At 43.5% G+C, this 19,967-nt stretch carries 22 protein-coding genes; 3 read left to right on the top strand and 19 right to left on the bottom strand.

What is annotated here, in order from left to right:
- Nucleotides 1-31 precede the first annotated feature (31 nt).
- The 13 genes from KFK88_RS01535 to mnmG form a co-directional block, all read right to left on the bottom strand.
- A complete protein-coding gene (locus tag KFK88_RS01535) occupies nt 32-457 on the bottom strand; it encodes a F0F1 ATP synthase subunit epsilon (RefSeq protein ID WP_223576896.1) in 426 nt (141 codons plus the stop codon).
- A 48-nt stretch (nt 458-505) separates the two neighbouring features.
- The gene (atpD, locus tag KFK88_RS01540) at nt 506-1,882 is read right to left on the bottom strand and encodes a F0F1 ATP synthase subunit beta (protein WP_223576897.1); all 1,377 of its coding nucleotides are present in this window, start codon (nt 1,880-1,882) and stop codon (nt 506-508) included.
- A gap of 62 nt (nt 1,883-1,944) precedes the next feature.
- Nucleotides 1,945-2,805, bottom strand: a complete 861-nt coding sequence (gene atpG, locus KFK88_RS01545; protein ID WP_223576898.1) for a F0F1 ATP synthase subunit gamma — start codon at nt 2,803-2,805, stop codon at nt 1,945-1,947.
- 68 nt (nt 2,806-2,873) lie between these two features.
- Entirely contained in the window at nt 2,874-4,421 is a 1,548-nt protein-coding gene (atpA, locus tag KFK88_RS01550) for a F0F1 ATP synthase subunit alpha (protein WP_223576899.1), read from the bottom strand.
- 12 nt (nt 4,422-4,433) lie between these two features.
- Entirely contained in the window at nt 4,434-4,970 is a 537-nt protein-coding gene (locus KFK88_RS01555) for a F0F1 ATP synthase subunit delta (protein WP_223576900.1), read from the bottom strand.
- Between the two features lie 9 nt (nt 4,971-4,979).
- Nucleotides 4,980-5,450: a F0F1 ATP synthase subunit B gene (locus tag KFK88_RS01560; protein WP_223576901.1), complete on the bottom strand. Its 471-nt coding sequence runs from the start codon at nt 5,448-5,450 to the stop codon at nt 4,980-4,982.
- A gap of 62 nt (nt 5,451-5,512) precedes the next feature.
- On the bottom strand, nt 5,513-5,779 hold the full coding sequence (gene atpE, locus KFK88_RS01565; RefSeq protein WP_046562163.1) for a F0F1 ATP synthase subunit C: 267 nt from the start codon (nt 5,777-5,779) through the stop codon (nt 5,513-5,515).
- A gap of 97 nt (nt 5,780-5,876) precedes the next feature.
- The gene (gene atpB / locus KFK88_RS01570) at nt 5,877-6,752 is read right to left on the bottom strand and encodes a F0F1 ATP synthase subunit A (RefSeq protein WP_223576902.1); all 876 of its coding nucleotides are present in this window, start codon (nt 6,750-6,752) and stop codon (nt 5,877-5,879) included.
- A 78-nt stretch (nt 6,753-6,830) separates the two neighbouring features.
- Nucleotides 6,831-7,205 carry an ATP synthase subunit I gene (locus tag KFK88_RS01575; RefSeq protein ID WP_223576903.1) on the bottom strand — a complete coding sequence of 125 codons (375 nt, stop codon included), beginning with the start codon at nt 7,203-7,205 and terminating at the stop codon, nt 6,831-6,833.
- A gap of 140 nt (nt 7,206-7,345) precedes the next feature.
- On the bottom strand, nt 7,346-8,251 hold the full coding sequence (locus KFK88_RS01580; RefSeq protein ID WP_223576904.1) for a ParB/RepB/Spo0J family partition protein: 906 nt from the start codon (nt 8,249-8,251) through the stop codon (nt 7,346-7,348).
- Between the two features lie 26 nt (nt 8,252-8,277).
- Nucleotides 8,278-9,048, bottom strand: a complete 771-nt coding sequence (locus KFK88_RS01585) for a ParA family protein (protein ID WP_223576905.1) — start codon at nt 9,046-9,048, stop codon at nt 8,278-8,280.
- 19 nt (nt 9,049-9,067) lie between these two features.
- Entirely contained in the window at nt 9,068-9,712 is a 645-nt protein-coding gene (gene rsmG / locus KFK88_RS01590) for a 16S rRNA (guanine(527)-N(7))-methyltransferase RsmG (RefSeq protein ID WP_223576906.1), read from the bottom strand.
- 367 nt (nt 9,713-10,079) lie between these two features.
- Nucleotides 10,080-11,990, bottom strand: a complete 1,911-nt coding sequence (gene mnmG / locus KFK88_RS01595) for a tRNA uridine-5-carboxymethylaminomethyl(34) synthesis enzyme MnmG (RefSeq protein ID WP_223576907.1) — start codon at nt 11,988-11,990, stop codon at nt 10,080-10,082.
- Nucleotides 11,991-12,269: 279 nt separating this feature from the next.
- Here mnmG and KFK88_RS12055 point away from each other — a divergent pair, with 279 nt between their 5' ends.
- The 3 genes from KFK88_RS12055 (at nt 12,270) to ypfJ (ending at nt 15,241) form a co-directional block, all read left to right on the top strand.
- Nucleotides 12,270-12,875 (top strand): CPBP family intramembrane glutamic endopeptidase, encoded by a 606-nt coding sequence (locus tag KFK88_RS12055; RefSeq protein ID WP_223576908.1) that lies wholly within the window; start codon nt 12,270-12,272, stop codon nt 12,873-12,875.
- Nucleotides 12,876-12,939: 64 nt separating this feature from the next.
- A complete protein-coding gene (locus KFK88_RS01605; RefSeq protein WP_223576909.1) occupies nt 12,940-14,244 on the top strand; it encodes a hypothetical protein in 1,305 nt (434 codons plus the stop codon).
- A gap of 142 nt (nt 14,245-14,386) precedes the next feature.
- Nucleotides 14,387-15,241: a KPN_02809 family neutral zinc metallopeptidase gene (ypfJ, locus tag KFK88_RS01610; RefSeq protein WP_223576910.1), complete on the top strand. Its 855-nt coding sequence runs from the start codon at nt 14,387-14,389 to the stop codon at nt 15,239-15,241.
- A 33-nt stretch (nt 15,242-15,274) separates the two neighbouring features.
- Here ypfJ and KFK88_RS01615 read toward each other — a convergent pair whose 3' ends face one another.
- The 6 genes from KFK88_RS01615 to rpmH are packed head-to-tail and all read right to left on the bottom strand — an operon-like array spanning nt 15,275 to nt 19,655.
- On the bottom strand, nt 15,275-15,838 hold the full coding sequence (locus KFK88_RS01615; protein WP_223576911.1) for a hypothetical protein: 564 nt from the start codon (nt 15,836-15,838) through the stop codon (nt 15,275-15,277).
- A 13-nt stretch (nt 15,839-15,851) separates the two neighbouring features.
- Nucleotides 15,852-17,219: a tRNA uridine-5-carboxymethylaminomethyl(34) synthesis GTPase MnmE gene (gene mnmE, locus KFK88_RS01620; RefSeq protein ID WP_317851535.1), complete on the bottom strand. Its 1,368-nt coding sequence runs from the start codon at nt 17,217-17,219 to the stop codon at nt 15,852-15,854.
- A 21-nt stretch (nt 17,220-17,240) separates the two neighbouring features.
- Nucleotides 17,241-18,866, bottom strand: a complete 1,626-nt coding sequence (yidC, locus tag KFK88_RS01625; protein ID WP_223576912.1) for a membrane protein insertase YidC — start codon at nt 18,864-18,866, stop codon at nt 17,241-17,243.
- A 4-nt stretch (nt 18,867-18,870) separates the two neighbouring features.
- Nucleotides 18,871-19,119 (bottom strand): membrane protein insertion efficiency factor YidD, encoded by a 249-nt coding sequence (gene yidD / locus KFK88_RS01630; protein WP_223576913.1) that lies wholly within the window; start codon nt 19,117-19,119, stop codon nt 18,871-18,873.
- Nucleotides 19,104-19,490 carry a ribonuclease P protein component gene (gene rnpA, locus KFK88_RS11990; protein ID WP_223576914.1) on the bottom strand — a complete coding sequence of 129 codons (387 nt, stop codon included), beginning with the start codon at nt 19,488-19,490 and terminating at the stop codon, nt 19,104-19,106. The genes yidD and rnpA overlap by 16 nt, the downstream gene beginning before the upstream one ends.
- 30 nt (nt 19,491-19,520) lie before the next feature.
- Nucleotides 19,521-19,655: a 50S ribosomal protein L34 gene (gene rpmH / locus KFK88_RS01640; protein ID WP_110200198.1), complete on the bottom strand. Its 135-nt coding sequence runs from the start codon at nt 19,653-19,655 to the stop codon at nt 19,521-19,523.
- Nucleotides 19,656-19,967 lie beyond the last annotated feature (312 nt).

Here is a 19,967-nt window from a genome sequence, read left to right on the forward strand (position 1 = left end):
TTTTTAATACTTGCTGTACTAATAAAAAGAATTATTTACCGCTTTTCTTTTTAATAGCACGTAAAGTTCTAAGTTGAGCCACCGCTTCTGCTAATTCTGCAGCTGCTTTTGAGTACTCAATTTCAGAGCTTTGATCGTCCAGCGCTTCACGGGCATCTTTCTCTGCTTCCAAAGCTTTCGCTTCGTCCATATCTTCAGCTCGAATTGCCGTGTCAGCCAAAACCGTTACCATGTGTGGTTGAACTTCTAACATTCCACCTGAAACGAAGAATAATTCAACCTCTCCACCTGGCAAAGTTACTTTAACTGGGCCTGGGTTCAATGACGTTAGCAGGGGAGCGTGGCCAGGCTCTACACCTAGCTCACCCAAATCACCTGTCGCAACTAAACGTTCAACCTTTCCGGAAAAGATTGAGTCTTCTGCGCTAACGATATCCAAATGTACGGTCATTGCCATTAGGTCTCCCCCTCTTAACAATTTGTCTTAACAATTAAGCAGGGTTGATTAAATGTTTTTAGCCTTTTCAACCGCTTCTTCGATTGAGCCAACCATGTAGAACGCTTGCTCAGGCAAGTGATCGTATTCACCGTTCAAAATGCCTTTGAAGCCTGAAATCGTATCTTTCAACGATACATACTTACCAGGAGCACCAGTAAATACTTCTGCTACGAAGAATGGCTGTGATAAGAAACGTTGGATTTTACGCGCACGTGATACAGTCTGCTTATCTTCTTCAGATAGCTCATCCATACCAAGAATCGCAATAATATCTTTCAGCTCTTTATAACGCTGTAATACACCCTGAACGCCACGTGCTACGTCATAGTGCTCGTTACCGATAACTAACGGATCAAGCTGACGTGAAGTAGAGTCGAGTGGGTCAACCGCAGGGTAAATACCAAGCTCAGCAATCTGACGTGAAAGTACAACTGTCGCATCTAAGTGTGCGAACGTTGTTGCTGGAGATGGATCCGTTAAGTCATCCGCAGGTACGTATACCGCCTGAATCGATGTAATCGAACCAGTTTTAGTTGATGTAATACGCTCCTGAAGTACACCCATCTCTTCAGCTAGAGTAGGCTGGTAACCTACCGCTGATGGCATACGGCCTAGAAGTGCTGATACCTCAGTACCTGCTAGTGTATAACGATAGATGTTATCAACGAACAATAGTACGTCACGGCCTTCATCACGGAATTTTTCCGCCATAGTCAAACCAGTCAAAGCAACACGTAGACGGTTACCCGGTGGCTCATTCATCTGACCATATACTAACGATACTTTATCGATTACGTTCGAGTCAGTCATTTCGTGGTAGAAGTCGTTACCCTCACGAGTACGCTCACCAACACCAGCGAATACTGAGAAACCTGAGTGCTCAATCGCGATGTTACGGATAAGTTCCATCATGTTTACGGTTTTACCTACACCAGCACCACCGAACAGACCAACTTTACCACCCTTCGCAAATGGGCAAACCAAGTCAATTACTTTAATACCTGTCTCTAGAAGTTCGTTAGCTGGTGCCAACTCTTCAAGAGTAGGGGCTTTACGGTGAATAGACATACGCTCTTTCTCACCGATTGGGCCTTTTTCGTCGATTGGGTTACCAAGCACGTCCATGATACGGCCTAGGGTTTCAGTACCCACAGGAACCTGAATTGGCGCGCCAGTATTAGTTGTTTCTAGTCCACGACGTAAACCATCTGATGCTCCCATCGCGATACAACGAACAACACCGTCACCTAACTGTTGCTGAACTTCTAGCGTTAAGCCAGTGTCAGTTACTGTCAGTGCATCATAAACTTTAGGAACACTATCACGCGGGAACTCAACGTCGATAACCGCGCCGATAATTTCTACAATGTTACCTGTGCTCATATTGATTTCCTCAATCTTAAGCTTTAAAAACTTATCTTTTTACTTTATTAAAAAGTAATGTGTTAAACCGCAGCTGCACCAGCACTAATCTCAGCAAGCTCTTGAGTAATGGCTGCCTGACGTGCTTTGTTGTAAACAAGCTCAAGGTCATCAATAAGATCACCTGCGTTATCCGAAGCAGCTTTCATCGCTACCATTCGCGCAGCTTGTTCACAGGCGATGTTTTCTACAACTGCCTGATAGACTTGTGACTCGATAAAGCGAACCATTAATTTGTCCAAAAGCGGCTTGGCTTCTGGCTCATATAAATAGTCCCAATGGTGACGCAATTCATCATCTTGACCTACTGGAAGGGGCAGTAACTGCTCAACTTTAGGTTCTTGCGTCATTGAGTTCACAAACTCGTTAGTTACGATAAATAAACGATCGATGCGACCTTCATCGTAGGCTTTCAACATCACTTTTACTGCACCAATTAAGTCTTCAACCTCAGGTGTATCACCTAAGCCTGAAGTCTTCGCAACAACAGAACCACCGACTCGTTTAAAGAAGCCTGTAGCTTTGCTGCCAATAAGGCACATATCAACTTCAATATCTTGTTCAGACCATTCTTTCATGCTGTTCAGTGCTTGCTTGAACAAGTTAATGTTCAAACCGCCACATAAACCGCGATCCGTAGATATCACGATATAACCTACACGCTTGACGTCACGCTCAGTAATATAAGCGTGGCGGTACTCTGGAGTACCTTGCGCAATGTGTTTAATCACTGTGCGAATTTTTTCAGCGTAAGGACGTGATGATGCCATACGATCTTGCGCTTTACGCATCTTACTTGCTGCAACCATTTCCATTGCAGAAGTAATTTTTTGCGTATTTTTAATCGACCCAATTTTGGTACGAATCTCTTTAGCGCCTGACATACTCTATTTCCAGTCTAAAATTAGTGTTTGGTAAGCAGAAAAGGGCGCAAAGCACCCTTATCTTAATATTACCAAGTTTGCGTAGACTTAAACTTAGTTACAGCTTCTTCAAGTTTAGCTTTAACGTCGTCGTTGTAATCACATTTTTCATTGATTTCATTCAACAAGTCGCTGTGCTGGTTCTTGAAGTAGTCTAGCAATGCAGATTCAAAGTCACCGATTTTGTTGATTTCAACATCTTTCAGGTGGCCTTCTTCTGCCGCGTATAATGACACAGCCATTTCTGCTACTGACAATGGAGCATACTGTTTCTGCTTCATTAGTTCTGTAACACGTTGACCGTGCTCTAGCTGTGCACGCGTCGCGTCATCAAGATCAGATGCAAACTGTGCGAATGCCGCAAGCTCACGATACTGGGCTAGTGCCAAACGAACACCACCACCAAGTTTCTTAATGATCTTAGTCTGTGCTGCACCACCTACACGAGATACCGATAGACCCGCGTTAACCGCTGGACGGATACCTGCGTTGAATAAGTCAGTTTCTAAGAAAATCTGACCATCAGTAATCGAGATTACGTTAGTTGGTACGAATGCTGATACGTCACCAGCCTGAGTTTCAATGATAGGCAATGCTGTCAAAGAACCCGTTTGACCTTTTACTTCACCGTTAGTGATCTTTTCAACGTGGTCTGCGTTAATACGCGCAGCACGCTCAAGAAGACGTGAGTGCAAGTAGAATACGTCACCTGGGTATGCTTCACGACCTGGAGGACGACGTAATAGCAATGAGATTTGACGGTAAGCCCATGCTTGTTTAGTCAAGTCATCATATACGATTAAGCTGTCTTCGCCGCGGTCACGGAAGTACTCACCCATAGAACAACCAGAGAATGGAGCGATAAACTGCAGTGCAGCCGCTTCAGCTGCTGTTGCAGCTACCACGATAGTGTGGTCCATTGCACCGTGCTCTTCTAACTTGCGAACGATGTTATTAACTGTTGATGCTTTCTGGCCAACCGCTACGTATACACAAGTAACACCTGTGCCTTTTTGGTTGATGATTGCATCGATAGCGATTGCTGTTTTACCTGTCTGACGGTCACCAATAATCAACTCACGCTGACCACGACCAACAGGAATCATCGCATCGATAGATTTCATACCAGTTTGAACAGGCTGGTCAACCGATTGACGTGCAATTACACCAGGTGCAATTTTTTCGATTGGAGAGAAACCGTCATTTTCGATTGGGCCTTTACCGTCGATTGGGTTACCTAGCGCGTCAACAACACGACCAAGTAGACCACGACCAACTGGTACTTCAAGAATACGACCTGTACATTTAGCTGTCATACCCTCAACGATGTCTGAGTAGTCACCAAGTACTACCGCACCGACTGAGTCACGCTCTAGGTTCAAAGCCATACCATATTTACCGCCAGGGAGTTCAATCATCTCACCAGCCATGACTTCTTCTAGACCATGAATACGTAAAATACCGTCAGATACACTAACGATTGTACCTTCATTACGAGCTTCGCTCACAACTTCAAAAGAGTCGATACGCTTTTTAATCAGCTCGCTAATTTCAGATGGATTCAGTTGCACACTCATGCTTCTTCCTCACTAAGCTCTTAGCGTTTCGGAAAGCTTGTTGAGCTTACCGCGTATTGATCCGTCAATTACTAGATCGCCTGCTCTGATAACGAGGCCACCAATCATTGATGAATCGACTTGTGTTTCAATGTTAACCTTACGACCAAGTTTTGTCGTCAACTTGTCAGTTAGACGTTGCAATTGTTCGTCACTTAAGGCTGCCGCTGATGTTACTTCAACATCAACTGTTTTATCGTAATTCGCTTTTAGTACGTCGAAACGCTGGCGAATTGCTGGCAATGCTTCTAAGCGATTATTTCTTGCAAGCAACTTGATAAAGTTTTGTACTTTATCGACTAAGTGGCCTTCGCCAACCTTTAACACCACGTCACCTTTCTCTTCAGAAGAAAGGGCAGGGTTAGTGATTAATGCTGCCACTTTGTCATTGCTAACGGCTTGAGCGACAAAATCTAACATGCTTGCCCACTCAGATACAGTCTGAGAACCAAGAGCATATTCGAATGCTGCTTTTGCGTATGGTCTTGCAATAGTAGATAGCTCTGCCATAGTTAACCCTTATAGATCTTTGACTAGCTTATCGAACATATCATTGTTCGCCGCTTCGTCAATGTTGCGCTCGATAACTTTCTCAGCACCAGCCACAGCAAGTGTTGCTACTTTAGCGCGAAGTTGTTCACGTGCACGGTTAACTTCTTGCTCAATCTCTGCTTGTGCGCCTGACTTAATTTTATCAGCTTCAGCGCGAGCATCGTCTTTAGCAGAATCAACGATTTCAGTGTGGCGTTTTTTAGCAGAATCTACTAATTCAGCAGATTGGCCTTTCGCTTCACGTAAAATCTCAGCTGCTTTTTCTTGAGCAAGCTCAAGGTCTTTTTGACTTCTTTCAGAAGCCGCAAGACCTTCGGCAATTTTATTCTGACGTTCTTCGATAGCAGCCATAATGTGTGGCCACACAAACTTCATGCAGAAAAACACGAAGGCTGCGAAGAAAATCATATTGATAACTAGGGTCAAGTTTACATTCACTTTGAGTCCCCCTCTCTAGTAGTTAGTCATGGTTTTGGTATAAATACCAGCGTGCAATCTTATTAACCTACTAAAGACTGCAATTGACCAACGTATGGGCTTGCGAATGTGAACCACATACCGATACCGATACCGATCATGGTTACCGCATCCAGAAGACCAGCAACTAGGAACATTTTAGTTTGTAGCATAGGAGCAAGTTCAGGTTGACGAGCTGATGCTTCAAGGAATTTACCACCTAGAAGACCGAAGCCAATCGCAGTACCTAATGCACCAAGACCTAATACTAACAACACACCTAATGCTGTGAACGCGAACAAAGTTTCCATTGTTTTCCTCCAATCGAGAAATGGTTAAATGTTAAAAACTAAATATTAAAACTAAACTCTAAAACTCAAACTCTTTACTAGTCACTGGCAACGGTGATTAGTGATCTTCATGCGCCTGACTTAAGTAAACAATCGTCAACATCATGAAGATGAATGCTTGTAGTGGGATAACCAGAATATGGAAGATTGCCCAACCCATATAACTGATGAAGCCACCAATAAAGCCGCCGATTCCTGTAGACATCAAGATAGCGATCAAGATGAATAGTAATTCTGCCGCATAAAGGTTACCGAACAAACGTAGACCTAATGAAATCGGTTTCGCTATCAAGCCAATTGTTTCCATTAACAAGTTGACTGGAATCAATAATACTTGGACGAATTTATTCTTGCTCGAGAATGGGTGCAACGTTAGTTCACCCAAGAAACCACCGATTCCTTTAACTTTAATGCTATAGAAAAGGATTAATAGGAATACGCCGATGGATAAACTGAACGTAATGTTTACGTCAGCCGTTGGCAAGAATTTCAAGTAAGACGTATGTGGCTCATTGCCTAATACATGGACATTAGTCTGCTCTGCGACCCAAGGTAACAAGTCAACTGGAATCCAATCCATCATGTTCATTAGAACTACCCACACGAAAATCGTAAGCGCTAATGGAGCGATAAGAGGATTACGTCCGTGGAAGGTATCTTTTACTGATTTATCGACAAACTCAACAACCATTTCGACCATGGACTGCCATTTGCCTGGATTTTCAATCTTTGCGTTTTTAGCGACACGCCAAAAACTGAAGCAGAATAGAGCACCTAATAAGAATGCGAACAATAGGCTATCAACGTTGATAGTCCAAAAACCAGCTTCTTGACACTGATTCCATACCCAACCTTCATCGGTTTTACAGACTTGAAGGTTTTGTAAGTGGTGCTTGATATAACCAACGCTATCTAGATTCTCTGAAGATGCCATTGCTTCTTAAACCCTATACTTTTTAATCAAGTAAAACGTTTTCTTGCCAATTAAAGAAAACGTCCCCTTTAAAATCAGTCACTTAATAATTAACGGTGCAAACCATTGCGATAACACAATAACCACGAATCCTATTAACAACGAACCCGCATGCACCGGCAATACATTAAACGCAAGTACCAGCAGCACGATAGTGAGCATAAGTTTCACACTCTCACCGATTGCAAAAGCTCTTTTTATCTGAAGAGCCGCTTGTGCACCTGATTTGCGAAATACGATTGTGGCAAAGACAAAGTTGACCAACACCACAATAAGACTGCCAACCCCTAGCGATAGGCTGACCGTTCCTGATATGAAAAGACCTACCAGAAACAAGATAAAACTGATTGCTAACTGCACGAGTACCATTTTGTAGGCTTGCTTTCTGCCTTTTTTAGCCAGTAGTTGACTCATGCCACCAATACCAGTTTCACCACAATTCGGGCGGCAAGTATAAAGATTTACCCGCCTTTTATCAACCAAACGACTGTCACAAAAGTGTTTTTTTTACCTCATGTGACCAATTAGTTATAGTAATCCCTATAACTTGTGTTTTAGTCTGATTGGATACCTAAATGTTGTAATATGCCATCAAGCTCATCCAAGCTGTGATAATTGATAACCAAGTTACCTTTACCTTTTGAGCCATGGTTAATCGCCACCGTAGCACCGATCTTATCTGCTACTTGTTGCTCTAAGGCGACAATGTGGTGATCTTTTTCAACTTTTGATGGTTTTTTCTTGGGTTCATTAATATTACGAATCAGTTTTTCGGTTTCTCGAACGGTTAATCCTTTCTGAACTACCGTCTTAGCAGTATCTGATTGCTGACTGCCATTCAAAGCCAGTAGGGCACGGGCATGGCCCATCTCTAGGTCTCCACGCTCTAGCAAGGTTTTGCAGGCATCCGTGAGCTGCATCAAACGCAATAAATTGGTTACCGTGGTACGACTTTTACCCACAGCATCCGCTACTTGCTGGTGCGATAGACTAAATTCTTCTTTTAAGCGGTGTAGAGCGTTAGCCTCTTCCATTGCATTGAGATCTTCACGTTGGATATTCTCAATCAAGGCCATGGCAATGGCCGCTTCATCTGGTACTTCTTTAATTAAAACAGGGACTTGATGCAGTTCCGCACGCTGTGCAGCCCGCCAACGACGTTCACCCGCAATAATCTCATACTTATCTTTACCCACAGGACGGATGACGATGGGCTGGATCATGCCCTGAGCTCGAATGGAGTCAGCTAATTCTTCCAACCCTTCTTCCGTCATCACACGACGAGGCTGGTATTGTCCTGGCTGCAAAAACTCTACAGGAAGCTCTTTCAGCACGCCGTCTTGATTTAAGATCGTCTCAGAGTCGCCGCTTGAAGCCGATTGTTTAGCAGCTTTTGCTGTTTTGCTGGTGCTGTTGCCCAGCAATGCATCCAAACCTTTGCCCAAACCACGTTTACTCATGAAATATCCTCTATCTTTAATGCTTATTATGCTGCGCTGCGACGCTTGATGATTTCACCCGCTAAAGCCAAGTAAGCTTTCGAGCCACTCGAACTTCGGTCATAAAATAATACAGGAACACCATGACTCGGTGCTTCTGCCAAACGCACATTTCTTGGAATTACCGTACGGTAGACTTTATCTGCAAAATGGCTAAACAACTGCCTCGACACTTCCAGTGATAAACGATTACGCGGATCGTACATGGTGCGTAAAATCCCCTCGATCTCTAAATTAGGATTCACGTGCTCTTGAACTTGTCGAATCGTGTTCAACAACGCTGACAAGCCTTCCAACGCATAATACTCACATTGCATCGGAATAATCACTGAGTCCGACGCTACCAAAGAGTTAAGCGTCAACATATTCAGCGAAGGAGGGCAGTCAATTAAAATAAAGTCGTAAAGGTCAGTCACCGCTTCAAGCGCGAGCTTTAAACGCTTCTCTTTATTCTCAAACTCGAGTAAATGTACTTCGGCAGCAGTCAAATCACCATTGGATGGTAATACGTCATACCCCGCAACATCGGAACTCACGATATGACTTTTAACTTCTTCAGGCTCCATCAACGAATCATAAGCTGACAGCTCTAAATCTGACTTTTCAACACCAGAACCCATAGTAGCGTTACCTTGCGGGTCCATATCAATCATCAGCACACGCTGCTTTTCCTGCACTAAAGACGCTGCAAGATTCACACTCGTCGTCGTTTTGCCGACGCCACCTTTTTGATTGGTAATGGCGATGATATAAGCCACAAGTCACCTCAAGTTACTGTTATTGTGTTTTTTGAAGATAAATAAAATACCGCGTTGCGTCGAGATTGGGAACCTTTACTTGGTTTGAATCCACGATTTTTAATGAAGAATCTAAATCATCGATCTCCTCTTGTGGATACAAACCTTTCATCGCCAACCACTGGCCATCCGCAGCCAACAAATGCTCGGTCCAATCTGTCATATCTTTTAAAGACGCAAATGCACGCGAAAGTATGCAAGCATACCCTGTCTCATGACTAAAGTCTTGTACCCGCTTATTCACAACAGTCACGTTTTCAAGCCCCAACTCATAGACCACCTGCTTTAAAAAACGGGTTTTCTTACTATTGGTATCCAACAAGGTAAAGCTTTTATCAGGATTTAGGATCGCCAACGGAATACCCGGCAAGCCACCGCCAGTCCCCACATCCAAGCAACTATCAAACTCTGCCACCGCCGGCGACACCACCACAGAATCCAACAAATGCAGGTACAACGCCTCTTTAGGATTACGAATTGCCGTTAGGTTAAATGCCTTATTCCACTTCAATAACGACGACAAATAATTCAGCAACTGATCACTTTGCTCATCAGAAACCGTAATTCCTAATTTTTCACACTCTTGATTAAATTCAGATTGAAGTTGTTTTAGCTGAGGGTTCACTATTTTATTTTCTCTTTAACTTAATTTTTGTCATTCCGTACTTGATACGGAATCTAGTGACTTCTTCCACCGTCATTGCGAGGCTTCCTCGAAGCCTCCGCAATCTCTTGATAGTTTGTATCCCTTTAACAAAGGTCTTATTCAGTTATTACCCTTTTCTTTGCTCGCCCAAAGAAAAGGGCGAAAAGAAAGGGCGCCCCAAACATTAGACCTAAAGGCTGCCTTCTCTCTTTAAAATTATCACGAGCCGTCAAACTCGACATCCTGTCTCGTTTTGACTGAATTAGGCTATCCCTGCCTAATTCGCTCTATAATTTTAATTCGCTCAGCTAATGTTTACGGGGTTATTGGTGCTAACCTGTTAAAGTTACGCTGACTTCAAGTGCTTCCGCTTCTTTAAATACACCAACAACAATGAAATCGCAGCTGGCGTGACGCCTGAAATACGGCTGGCTTGGCCAATCGTTTCGGGCTTTAGATTTTGGAGCTTTTGTGCCACTTCATTAGATAACCCTTTAACTTGGGTGTAATCCATATCGCTTGGCAGTTGTGTATCTTCATTACGCAAATTACGCTCGATTTCATCTTTTTGACGATCGATATAGCCAGAATACTTGGTCTGGATCTGAACCTGCTCAGAGACTTTAGCATCCTCGACCTTAGGACCAAGCTCTGGTTGTGACATCAACATGTCATAGCTAACATCTGGGCGACGCAATAGCTCTTGCGCTTTATAAGCACGGCTTAGTGGCTTCTCTAAAACCTTGTTTAACTCTTGCGCGGCTTTACTTTCCGGCGTGATCACCAGCTTTGAAATACGTTTCAATTCATTATCAATCGCTTCGCGCTTCTGATTAAACGCCACCCAGCGGGCTTCATCAACTAAGCCCAACTGATGACCGCGTTCGGTTAAACGTAAATCGGCGTTGTCTTCGCGCAAAATCAAACGGTACTCAGCGCGCGAGGTAAACATGCGGTATGGTTCTTGCGTACCGCGTGTGATCAAATCGTCGATTAAGACGCCAATATAAGCTTCGTCACGACGTGGTGACCAGCTGTCTTTGCCTTGGGTTTGTAGCGCGGCGTTCATACCCGCGATTAGCCCTTGCGCACCCGCTTCTTCGTAACCAGTGGTGCCGTTAATTTGACCTGCAAAGTAAAGCCCATGGATAAACTTAGTTTCGAGCGAGGCTTTTAAGTCGCGCGGATCGAAAAAATCATACTCAATGGCATAGCCCGGACGCGTAATATGCGCATTCTCAAAACCTTTGATCGAGCGAACAAAATCCATCTGCACATCAAATGGCAAACTGGTGGAAATACCGTTTGGATACAGCTCATGGGTGTTTAAGCCTTCTGGCTCCACAAAAATTTGGTGGCTGTTTTTGTCGCTGAAGCGCATCACTTTATCTTCAATCGATGGGCAATAGCGTGGGCCAACACCTTCAATCTCGCCAGAATACATCGGCGAGCGATCGAGGCCACCGCGAATAATGTCGTGTGTTTTTTCACTGGTATGCGTGATCCAGCATGAAATCTGCTCAGGATGCTGCGAAGCATCACCCATAAAAGAGAAAGTCGGCACTGGCGTATCGCCAGGCTGCTGCTCCAGTTGTGAGAAATCCACAGACTTGGCATCAATGCGTGGTGGCGTGCCTGTTTTTAAGCGATCCACACGGAACGGCAATTCACGCAAACGATCCGCCAATGCAATAGACGGTGGATCGCCAGCGCGGCCTCCCGAATGATTTTCGGTACCAATATGAATTTTTCCACCGAGGAAAGTGCCCACGGTTAATACCACCGCATCCGCGTAAAAATCCAAGCCCATTTGAGTTTTAACACCAATGACCTTTTGGCCCGCTTCCTGACCTGAGCTTTCGTTCTCAACAATCAGGTCAACCACAGCATTTTGGAAAATGCTCAAGTTTTCCTGGTTTTCAAGAGTTTCACGTATCGCAGCTTTGTATAGCGCACGATCTGCTTGCGCACGAGTAGCGCGTACCGCTGGCCCTTTACTGGCGTTAAGAGTGCGGAACTGAATACCCGCACGATCGATGGCCTTTGCCATAGCACCGCCCAACGCATCAATTTCTTTTACTAGGTGTCCTTTACCAATACCACCAATCGCTGGATTGCAGGACATTTGACCCAACGTATCAATATTATGCGTCAACAATAAGGTTTTCACGCCCATGCGCGCAGAAGCGAGCGCCGCCTCAGTACCTGCATGGCCGCCACCGATAATAATGACTGAATAATTTTCTGGATAACGCATATATCGAACTTTACCTAGTATGTCTTGAGCTTAAAGGGCTATTGTAACCCCTTGGTCTTTAGGGAGCGAGATCATACTCTGATTTGTTTAACTTTTGAACAGTTTTTCACTATCTTTTCTGATCGATTCAACCTAAAATCAACACTTTACATTTATTATTATAAAAATACTGTGCCGAACGAGAAGACAAGTCACTCGAACAATAATATTCAACTTATTTACCACTTATGGTTGGCACTGGCTACCTTATTAATATTATCGCTCACCACTAGTTTATTCATGTTGTTTTTTGAGCCTCTACTTGACGCTCCTGCAAACCATCACAGCAGCCAACCTTCCGGCCTCGTGCTGATTCTCTCCCTAACGGGCGCTATCCTTTTTTCATATACCTTGTTAATTTTGTTGACTCGAGAATACTTCACATCTCAATTTATTCCCTTACTGAAGGCTCACTACGGATGGGGGATAGCTTCTTCGGTTCTCGGTATTATTGTTGCCGTTTTAGTTCACTTTATTAGTCAGTCCTATCCGCCTGATCCTGGCGATAGCAACAGTTTCAGTCTAATTCAGCAACATGGACAATTAGCTTATTCGATATTAGTGGTCGTCACTGTCGTTTTTGCGCCCTTTTTCGAGGAGTACCTCTTTAGAGGCCTGATTTTCGACGCTTTACGTAATCGATTTAGCGCATTTGTCTCAATCTCTGCATCTGCAGTTGTATTTATGGCCTTCCACCTAATAGAATACAGTGATTACTGGGTGGGGATGAGCGCCATTCTATTATTGGGGTTTCTGCTAGGGTTACTTCGACTTTCAAGCCGATCAATCCTGTGCCCAATAATATGCCATGCAAGTTATAACGCCTGTATCTTGTTACTGACATAGCCCTGAATGCCGGTACTTTAACTGACCAACCAATATCATTGATGACAACAAAAAGGAGAGGCTGGTGAAACTTTTTACTCGATTATTGATTCTTCTACTTATTTTAGCTGGGCTGGCTTATGGCTATATTTGGTACAAAAATAAGCAGATGATCGACAACATCTTTACATTTATTAAGATGCAAACACCGGCCAGTTACGACTCAACCTATGTTAGCTTTGATGGTAAGTCAGTAACTACAGACATTGAAATCACCATTCCAGGCTCAACACAAAAAGTTACTATCCAAGAATTGCGCTTCGGTACGGACAGCTTATTCCAATCGTTTAAATTAGTTCGCTCAATAGAGTCTGGTCAATATTTTGGCGGTGTTCAAGACATGGGCGCAGAGATCAAGCAGCTTCAGTTCCCTTTAACGTCATCCATGGACTCAAGTTCATCGTACCAAGCAGAGCCTGATTTGTTCACCCAGATATCATTGGCTGGCTGTGACAACAAAGATTCTCTCGACGTTAGTGATTTAAATGCCATGGGCTATCAGCAAGTCACTATGGACTTTAGTACCGACATCACTTATGACAAACACATCAATCAAGCAAATTGGAATATGTATGTTAATGCCGGTGAGTACGGCAGTTTTAACATGGACTTCTTGCTGGATCAGATTAATCCTAATGCACTCGTTCAAAACCCAAAGTTAAAATCCATCATCATGGAGTCTGCAACGCCAGAGTTGACCAAGCGGTTATTTAAGTATTGTGCCGAGCTTGAGGGTTTAGAACTCGAACAGTACTACCAACGACACATCGATTATCTGCGCCACGTACTTTACGATAATAACCTTCATTTCAGCGAAGACTTTTATACCGCCTACGAAGAATATATTCGTCAACCACGCAGCATTAAGTTAGAAAGCTATCCCGCTGATGCCATTAACTCAATGGAAGTGATGAATATGTCGCCTCAGCGCATGATGAGTGCTTTGAGCATGCGTGTATTCTTTAATGATCAGCGTGTGCTGCAATTATTTGGTAACCCACCATTACCTTCTGAACTTCCTGAGCTCGATCAAGTAATTGTGGTTGAAGATGATAACCTAACGCGCGTTCAGGGACTTACTTTACAAGCTACAGACCCTGCAAGCCTTGGATCTTATGTCGGTTACGAAGCCCGTTTTAATTACCGTGGTAAAGACTACGTCGGCACCGTTAACTCAGTATCTAGTTCAACTGCACGTATTAAAACTTTTATTTCTTCCGGTAACTATCTTGAAATGCCCTTTAGAATTAACGAAATTCAAGAGTTACGGGTACGACGAGAAGTACAATCGGAATCTGTTAAGCGTGAAGAATTAGAAAACGAAGAGTAATACCAATCTGTCAGACAAAGTGGATCATCAGATCCACTTTGTTATCTTTTTACAAATCCCTTCCCTCAAACTTGCCTTTCACTCAAACCTTAGATTATTCTTTCTATAACCTATATCACTACCATATCCAGAGGACACCACAATGAAGTGGAGAAACCGTAGGCGGAGCCGCAATATTGATGATCGTCGTGGTCAACGCATGAAGTCAGGCGCCAAGCTCAGTATTGGTGGCATTATTATGGCTTTAATTGCAATTTTTGTGTTTAAACAAGATCCGATGCAAGTCGTATCTGGTATGGTCGGTGGCCAATCCTCTAGCACATCAACCGAGCGGGCCAATTACCAGCCTAGCGCCGAAGAGCAAGATGTTTATGACTTTGTAAGCGTTGTGTTAGCCGATACGGAAGATACTTGGACCCAGATTTTTCGCCAATCTAATTCGAAGTACCCTCAACCCACTTTAGTTATTTACCGCGACATGACCCCCACAGCTTGTGGTACCGGTCAAGCTGCGTCAGGTCCTTTTTATTGCCCAGCCGATCAAAAGATTTATTTGGATTTAAGTTTTCTTGGCGAGTTAAAGCGCATGGGCGCTAGCGGTGATTTTGCCGTAGCCTATGTTCTTGCTCATGAAGTCGGTCACCACATTCAAACCGTCACAGGTATCTCTAAAAAAGTTCGAACTGCGCAAAGCCAAACCAACAAAGCAGGACAGAATGCGCTTCAGGTAAAAATGGAACTTCAGGCGGACTGCCTCGCTGGCGTTTGGGCCAACCAAACCCAACAACGAACTCAATTCTTAGAGTCAGGTGACTTAGAAGAAGCTTTATCAGCGGCAGAAGCTGTTGGTGACGATACTCTTATGAAACGAGCTGGCGTACCGCCTCGTCGTGAAAACTTTACACACGGCTCCTCAAAAGAACGTATGGACTGGTTTAATCGTGGTGCTAATACAGGAAGCTTTGGGGCTTGTGATACTTTTAGAGGCTCTATTTAACGACACTCTACTGACTTTAAGTTCCAGTTATACTCAAAGTCCGTTTCTGTAACGAGCCTCATCAATGAGATCGGCCATGACAGAACTCCTATCCCCCTGTCTTTTTATAATGGGAATTGCCCAACTGCAGCCTGATAATTCAAAATGCTGTTGCCATTGACTATCTAGCAGCAGCTCTTCATAAGAATAAGCTCTACCACCACCTCTTTCTGCATGACCGCCGCCTATTGACTCACCCAAACTAAACAACTGCTTTGTAAATGGCCGCAAGTAGACGTAGTATACATGGTGCCTCTTGTCTTCTTTAGTCGGCGCCTGATTTTTATAGCCAAGTCGCAAGTACTCACTTTCTAAATCTTTTTTATCAACCTTTACCGATTTTTCGTACAGGTATTCAGCATTTAACTCACCGCCAAATTCCCAAATAATTTTTTCTGGTGTGAAAACATAGCGCTTCATGTGTTGCGGGTATGCAAGATCTCCCCAATTAAACTCATCACGAGGTAAATATGTATTGAGTAACCGGTATTCGCTGCCAATGAACTCGATAATGAGCTGCCAATTTTCATTAGGTACAATATTTAAGATTCGCTTCATTGTTTACAACAAGTTACTTACCAATACAAAAACTACTAAAGATTCGTCCCAGCAAGTCATCGGCACTAAACTCACCAGTGATTTCTGATAGTGAGTTTTGGGCTTGGCGCAGTTCATCCGCCAGTAATTCTCCCGCATTAAACTCCACCAGCTGTTCTTTACCTAAGTAGCAGAAGGACAGGGCACGCTCAATCGCATCCAGATGACGACGGCGGGCGAGGAAAGCACCTTCGGTGTTTTGCTGATAGCCGACAATTTGTTTTAACTCAGCTTTCAGTTCATCGATGCCTGTTCCGTCTTTGGCACTAATCGCGATGGTTTTGTACTCTGAGTCTATCGACTGATTATCGAGCTGAGAGACATCAATTTTGTTGGCAACGATTAATAACTTCTCTTTAAAAGGTTCAAACCGTTCAAACGCAGAATCAATAGCATGCGGTGTAAACTCTGAGACCTCGTTTGAGTCAGCCACCAATATAATTTGATCCGCTTGTTCGATTTCTTTCCAAGCACGTTCAATCCCGATCTGTTCCACTTTATCATCCGACTCACGTAATCCCGCAGTATCAATGATATGAACCGGCAACCCATCTATATGGATGTGCTCACGCAGAACATCGCGAGTTGTACCTGGAATATCAGTCACAATCGCCGAGTCCTTTCCTGCTAGGGCATTGAGTAGGCTAGATTTACCGGCGTTAGGCTTCCCAGCAATAACCACCGTCATGCCTTCGCGCAAAATCGAACCCTGTTGTGCCTGACTCTGTAAACGCTTTATATCACCAATGATGTTGTCCAGATCGCCGAGCACTTTTCCATCGGATAAAAAATCAATCTCTTCTTCAGGAAAATCGATGGCAGCCTCGACGTAAATTCGTAAATGAATCAGCGCTTCAACTAACTCGTGCACTTTTTGAGAAAACTCACCCTGCAAGGATCTGACAGCTGAGCGCGCAGCATGCTCCGAGGTCGATTCAATTAAATCTGCAATCGCTTCGGCTTGTGCTAAATCGAGTTTGTCGTTGAGAAATGCTCTTTCTGAAAACTCACCAGGACGCGCTAAACGCACCCCAAGTGATAGGATTTCTTTCAGTAAAAGGTCGAGAATTATTGGCCCACCGTGGCCTTGTAACTCAAGAACATCTTCGCCTGTAAAGGAGTTAGGCCCTTTGAATAATATCGCGATCCCTTCGTCTAACACTGTTTGATTATGATCATAGAAGGGGAGGTAGGTGGCCTCTCGAACTGAGAGTGATCGTTTTAGGATTTTTTGTGCAACCGTTTCGGCAAGCTTGCCTGAAACCCTAATAATACCAACGCCTCCACGACCGGGAGGCGTTGCAATCGCTGCTATCGTGTCTTGCGTATTATTGGCTGACACTATCGAATCCTAATATAAATGCTACTTTTTCTTGATAGCCTTTTTCGGCTTATCAGGAGCATTTTCAACTTTTTTAGTGACATATTGTTGCTGAGCAACAGAGATTAAATTGTTACATAGCCAGTATAAAACCAAACCTGCAGGGAAGAACAACATGAACACCGTAAATACAATCGGTAGATAGCTCATGATCTTCTGCTGCATTTGATCCATGGTTGGCGACTTAGGCTGAAGTCGTTGCATCAACCACATACTTCCGCCCATCAATAACGGTAAGACAAAGTAAGGATCAGCTACCGACAAATCCTGGATCCAACCGAAGAACGGCGCGTGACGCAATTCTACCGCTTCGAACAGTACATAATACAATGCGATGAAAATTGGGAACTGCAATAACATCGGTAAACAACCACCGAATGGGTTTGCGCCTTCCTCTTTGTACATCTTCATCATTTCTTGCTGCATGCGTTGCTTATCATCGCCATAACGCTCTTTCAAACGCTGCATTTTTGGCTGTAACTTGCGCATATTAGCCATAGAGCGGTACTGCGCAGCAGATAACGGATATAACAATGTTTTGATGACGATGGTTACTAAAATAATCGCCAAGCCCCAGTTTCCTAATAACCCGAAGAAGAACTGCATCATTTTGTACAATGGCAAACCAATCCACCACACCCAACTTAAATCGAGTGATTTATCTAGGCCTGGCGCCGCAGCTTCTAGTTGCTCTAGGTCTTTAGGGCCAACGTATAAATCTGCATTGACGACTTTTTCTTGACCCGCAGGGACTGAAATCGTCGGTTGAACAAAACGAATCGTCGTATCTTTATTTTGTTTAACAGAGCTGGTGATATTAATTTGTTGTTCTTGCGGTGGAATCCACGCTGAAATGAAGTAGTGTTGCAAGAAGCCTACCCAACCGCCTTGACGCGATGTTTTGATAGGCTCTTCTTCCAACTCTTCAAAATCGACCTTTTCATATTGCTGTTCTTCAGGTGAATAGGCTACGCCCATAAACGGCTTCATACCAAAAGAAGACTTTTCTTCCAGACCTGTTGGTTTTTGGTCACGTGCAAGTTCAGCAACAAAGTTATAGGTTCTGTCGTTGGCGGACTGGTTATTGATCTGATATTCCATATTGATCAAGTACTGACCACGCTTGAAGGTAAAGACTTTAGTGAAAGTAACACCACTGTTGTTAATCCAACTCAATGGCACCTTTAACTCTTCTTGTCCCTCAGCTAAAACATACGATTGCTGCGTTGAACTGAACGTCGCTCTTGGTAATTGGTTATCCGGAGCTCCCTGTCCCAACAGAGCACTTTTCGCTTGATACATGCGGTCGCGATAATCGAACAAGACCACTTTGTTATCCGTTTTATCTAGCTCAACGTTGTAGTTTTTTAGCTCTGCATATACGACATCACCGCCGTTTGGCTGAATTTTGTAGTGCACCAAATCTGTTTCGACACTGATTAATGAGTCACCAGAGATGACTTTCTCATCACTGGCTACTGCAACACTACTTTGCTCAACAGCTTCTTGTTGAGCAGGTTTAGGGCCATAATCTTTTTGCCATGCTTGGTATAACAGAAAAGTACATACCGCTAGCCCCAGAATAAAAAATCCGCGCATTGATTCCATAGTCTTACTCTTTTACAGCTTTTGTCTGTTGGATCGAATGATGTGTTGGAACTGGATCATGACCACCCTCACAACCTGGGTGGCATCGGCCAATTCGTTTCATGGTGAGCCAGCTACCGCGTAGGACTCCATGTTGTTCTAATGCTTCAATTGAATAGTTGGAACACGTTGGTGCAAAACGACATTGGTTGCCAATCAACGGACTTAGAGTCAATTGGTATAACCGCACTAACTTTATTAACAACCACTGCATTTTTTCTTTACTCGCGACCAAAGTCGATTGAGGTGCTCGAATAATACCTCATTCGTCATATCACTACTACCACGACGCGCTAATAAAACGATATCAACAGCGGGAAGGCCCGGTTGATTCAAGCGGAAAGATTGTCTACAGAGCCGCTTTAGTCGATTACGCTTAACCGCTGATTTAACATTTTTTTTAGCGACAATTAAACCTAATCGAGGATGACCTAGATTATTTGGTGTGGCTAGAAGTGTGAAAGGAGGGCAAACCAGTTTGACTGGGTTGCTAAAGACAGTTTTATAGTCCTCTGCTGTGAGCAATCGACGTTCCCGTGGAAAACCAAAAACGGAGGCTTTCTCAGATACCGCCTTATTGCTCACATCAAAGAATTCAATATTTTGCTACCGCAATTAAGCGCTTAAACGCTTACGGCCTTTTGCGCGGCGGTTAGCTAAAATTTTACGACCATTTTTAGTCGCCATACGAGCACGGAAACCGTGAGTACGTTTGCGCTTAATGACGCTTGGTTGAAATGTTCTTTTCATCTGCTTAACCCATCAAGATTTAAATACATCACTTGCTCAATATTATTCAGAAAAATACTGCTTAATACGAAAACTTCGTGACAATAACTACAAGGACGCGGAATTTTATAGGAATTGCTATGTGATTGCAATGCTCAATCCCTTATTTTTTAAGGGCTAGAGCTCTTTTTTATCAAACCTTCCATCTAGTGTTAGAGCAATATATTTATCACTATATATTGTATTTATAGCTGAAACCTTTTCCATAACTGTGGATAACTCCAATATAGTTAATTTAAATCATTCCCTGCTAAAGTCATTGTTTTCACTATG

The organism is Kangiella taiwanensis (assembly GCF_020005165.1).
Classification (GTDB): Bacteria; Pseudomonadota; Gammaproteobacteria; order Enterobacterales; family Kangiellaceae; genus Kangiella; species Kangiella taiwanensis.

What these genes read in the sequence shown, in the direction of transcription:
- KFK88_RS01535 (WP_223576896.1), bottom strand. Translation starts at nt 457, where the DNA reads ATGGCAATGACCGTACATTTGGATATCGTTAGCGCAGAAGACTCAATC.
- atpD (WP_223576897.1), bottom strand. Translation starts at nt 1,882, where the DNA reads ATGAGCACAGGTAACATTGTAGAAATTATCGGCGCGGTTATCGACGTT.
- atpG (WP_223576898.1), bottom strand. Translation starts at nt 2,805, where the DNA reads ATGTCAGGCGCTAAAGAGATTCGTACCAAAATTGGGTCGATTAAAAAT.
- atpA (WP_223576899.1), bottom strand. Translation starts at nt 4,421, where the DNA reads ATGAGTGTGCAACTGAATCCATCTGAAATTAGCGAGCTGATTAAAAAG.
- KFK88_RS01555 (WP_223576900.1), bottom strand. Translation starts at nt 4,970, where the DNA reads ATGGCAGAGCTATCTACTATTGCAAGACCATACGCAAAAGCAGCATTC.
- atpE (WP_046562163.1), bottom strand. Translation starts at nt 5,779, where the DNA reads ATGGAAACTTTGTTCGCGTTCACAGCATTAGGTGTGTTGTTAGTATTA.
- atpB (WP_223576902.1), bottom strand. Translation starts at nt 6,752, where the DNA reads ATGGCATCTTCAGAGAATCTAGATAGCGTTGGTTATATCAAGCACCAC.
- KFK88_RS01575 (WP_223576903.1), bottom strand. Translation starts at nt 7,205, where the DNA reads ATGAGTCAACTACTGGCTAAAAAAGGCAGAAAGCAAGCCTACAAAATG.
- KFK88_RS01580 (WP_223576904.1), bottom strand. Translation starts at nt 8,251, where the DNA reads ATGAGTAAACGTGGTTTGGGCAAAGGTTTGGATGCATTGCTGGGCAAC.
- mnmG (WP_223576907.1), bottom strand. Translation starts at nt 11,990, where the DNA reads ATGCGTTATCCAGAAAATTATTCAGTCATTATTATCGGTGGCGGCCAT.
- KFK88_RS12055 (WP_223576908.1), top strand. Translation starts at nt 12,270, where the DNA reads ATGTTGTTTTTTGAGCCTCTACTTGACGCTCCTGCAAACCATCACAGC.
- ypfJ (WP_223576910.1), top strand. Translation starts at nt 14,387, where the DNA reads ATGAAGTGGAGAAACCGTAGGCGGAGCCGCAATATTGATGATCGTCGT.
- KFK88_RS01615 (WP_223576911.1), bottom strand. Translation starts at nt 15,838, where the DNA reads ATGAAGCGAATCTTAAATATTGTACCTAATGAAAATTGGCAGCTCATT.
- yidC (WP_223576912.1), bottom strand. Translation starts at nt 18,866, where the DNA reads ATGGAATCAATGCGCGGATTTTTTATTCTGGGGCTAGCGGTATGTACT.
- yidD (WP_223576913.1), bottom strand. Translation starts at nt 19,119, where the DNA reads ATGCAGTGGTTGTTAATAAAGTTAGTGCGGTTATACCAATTGACTCTA.
- rpmH (WP_110200198.1), bottom strand. Translation starts at nt 19,655, where the DNA reads ATGAAAAGAACATTTCAACCAAGCGTCATTAAGCGCAAACGTACTCAC.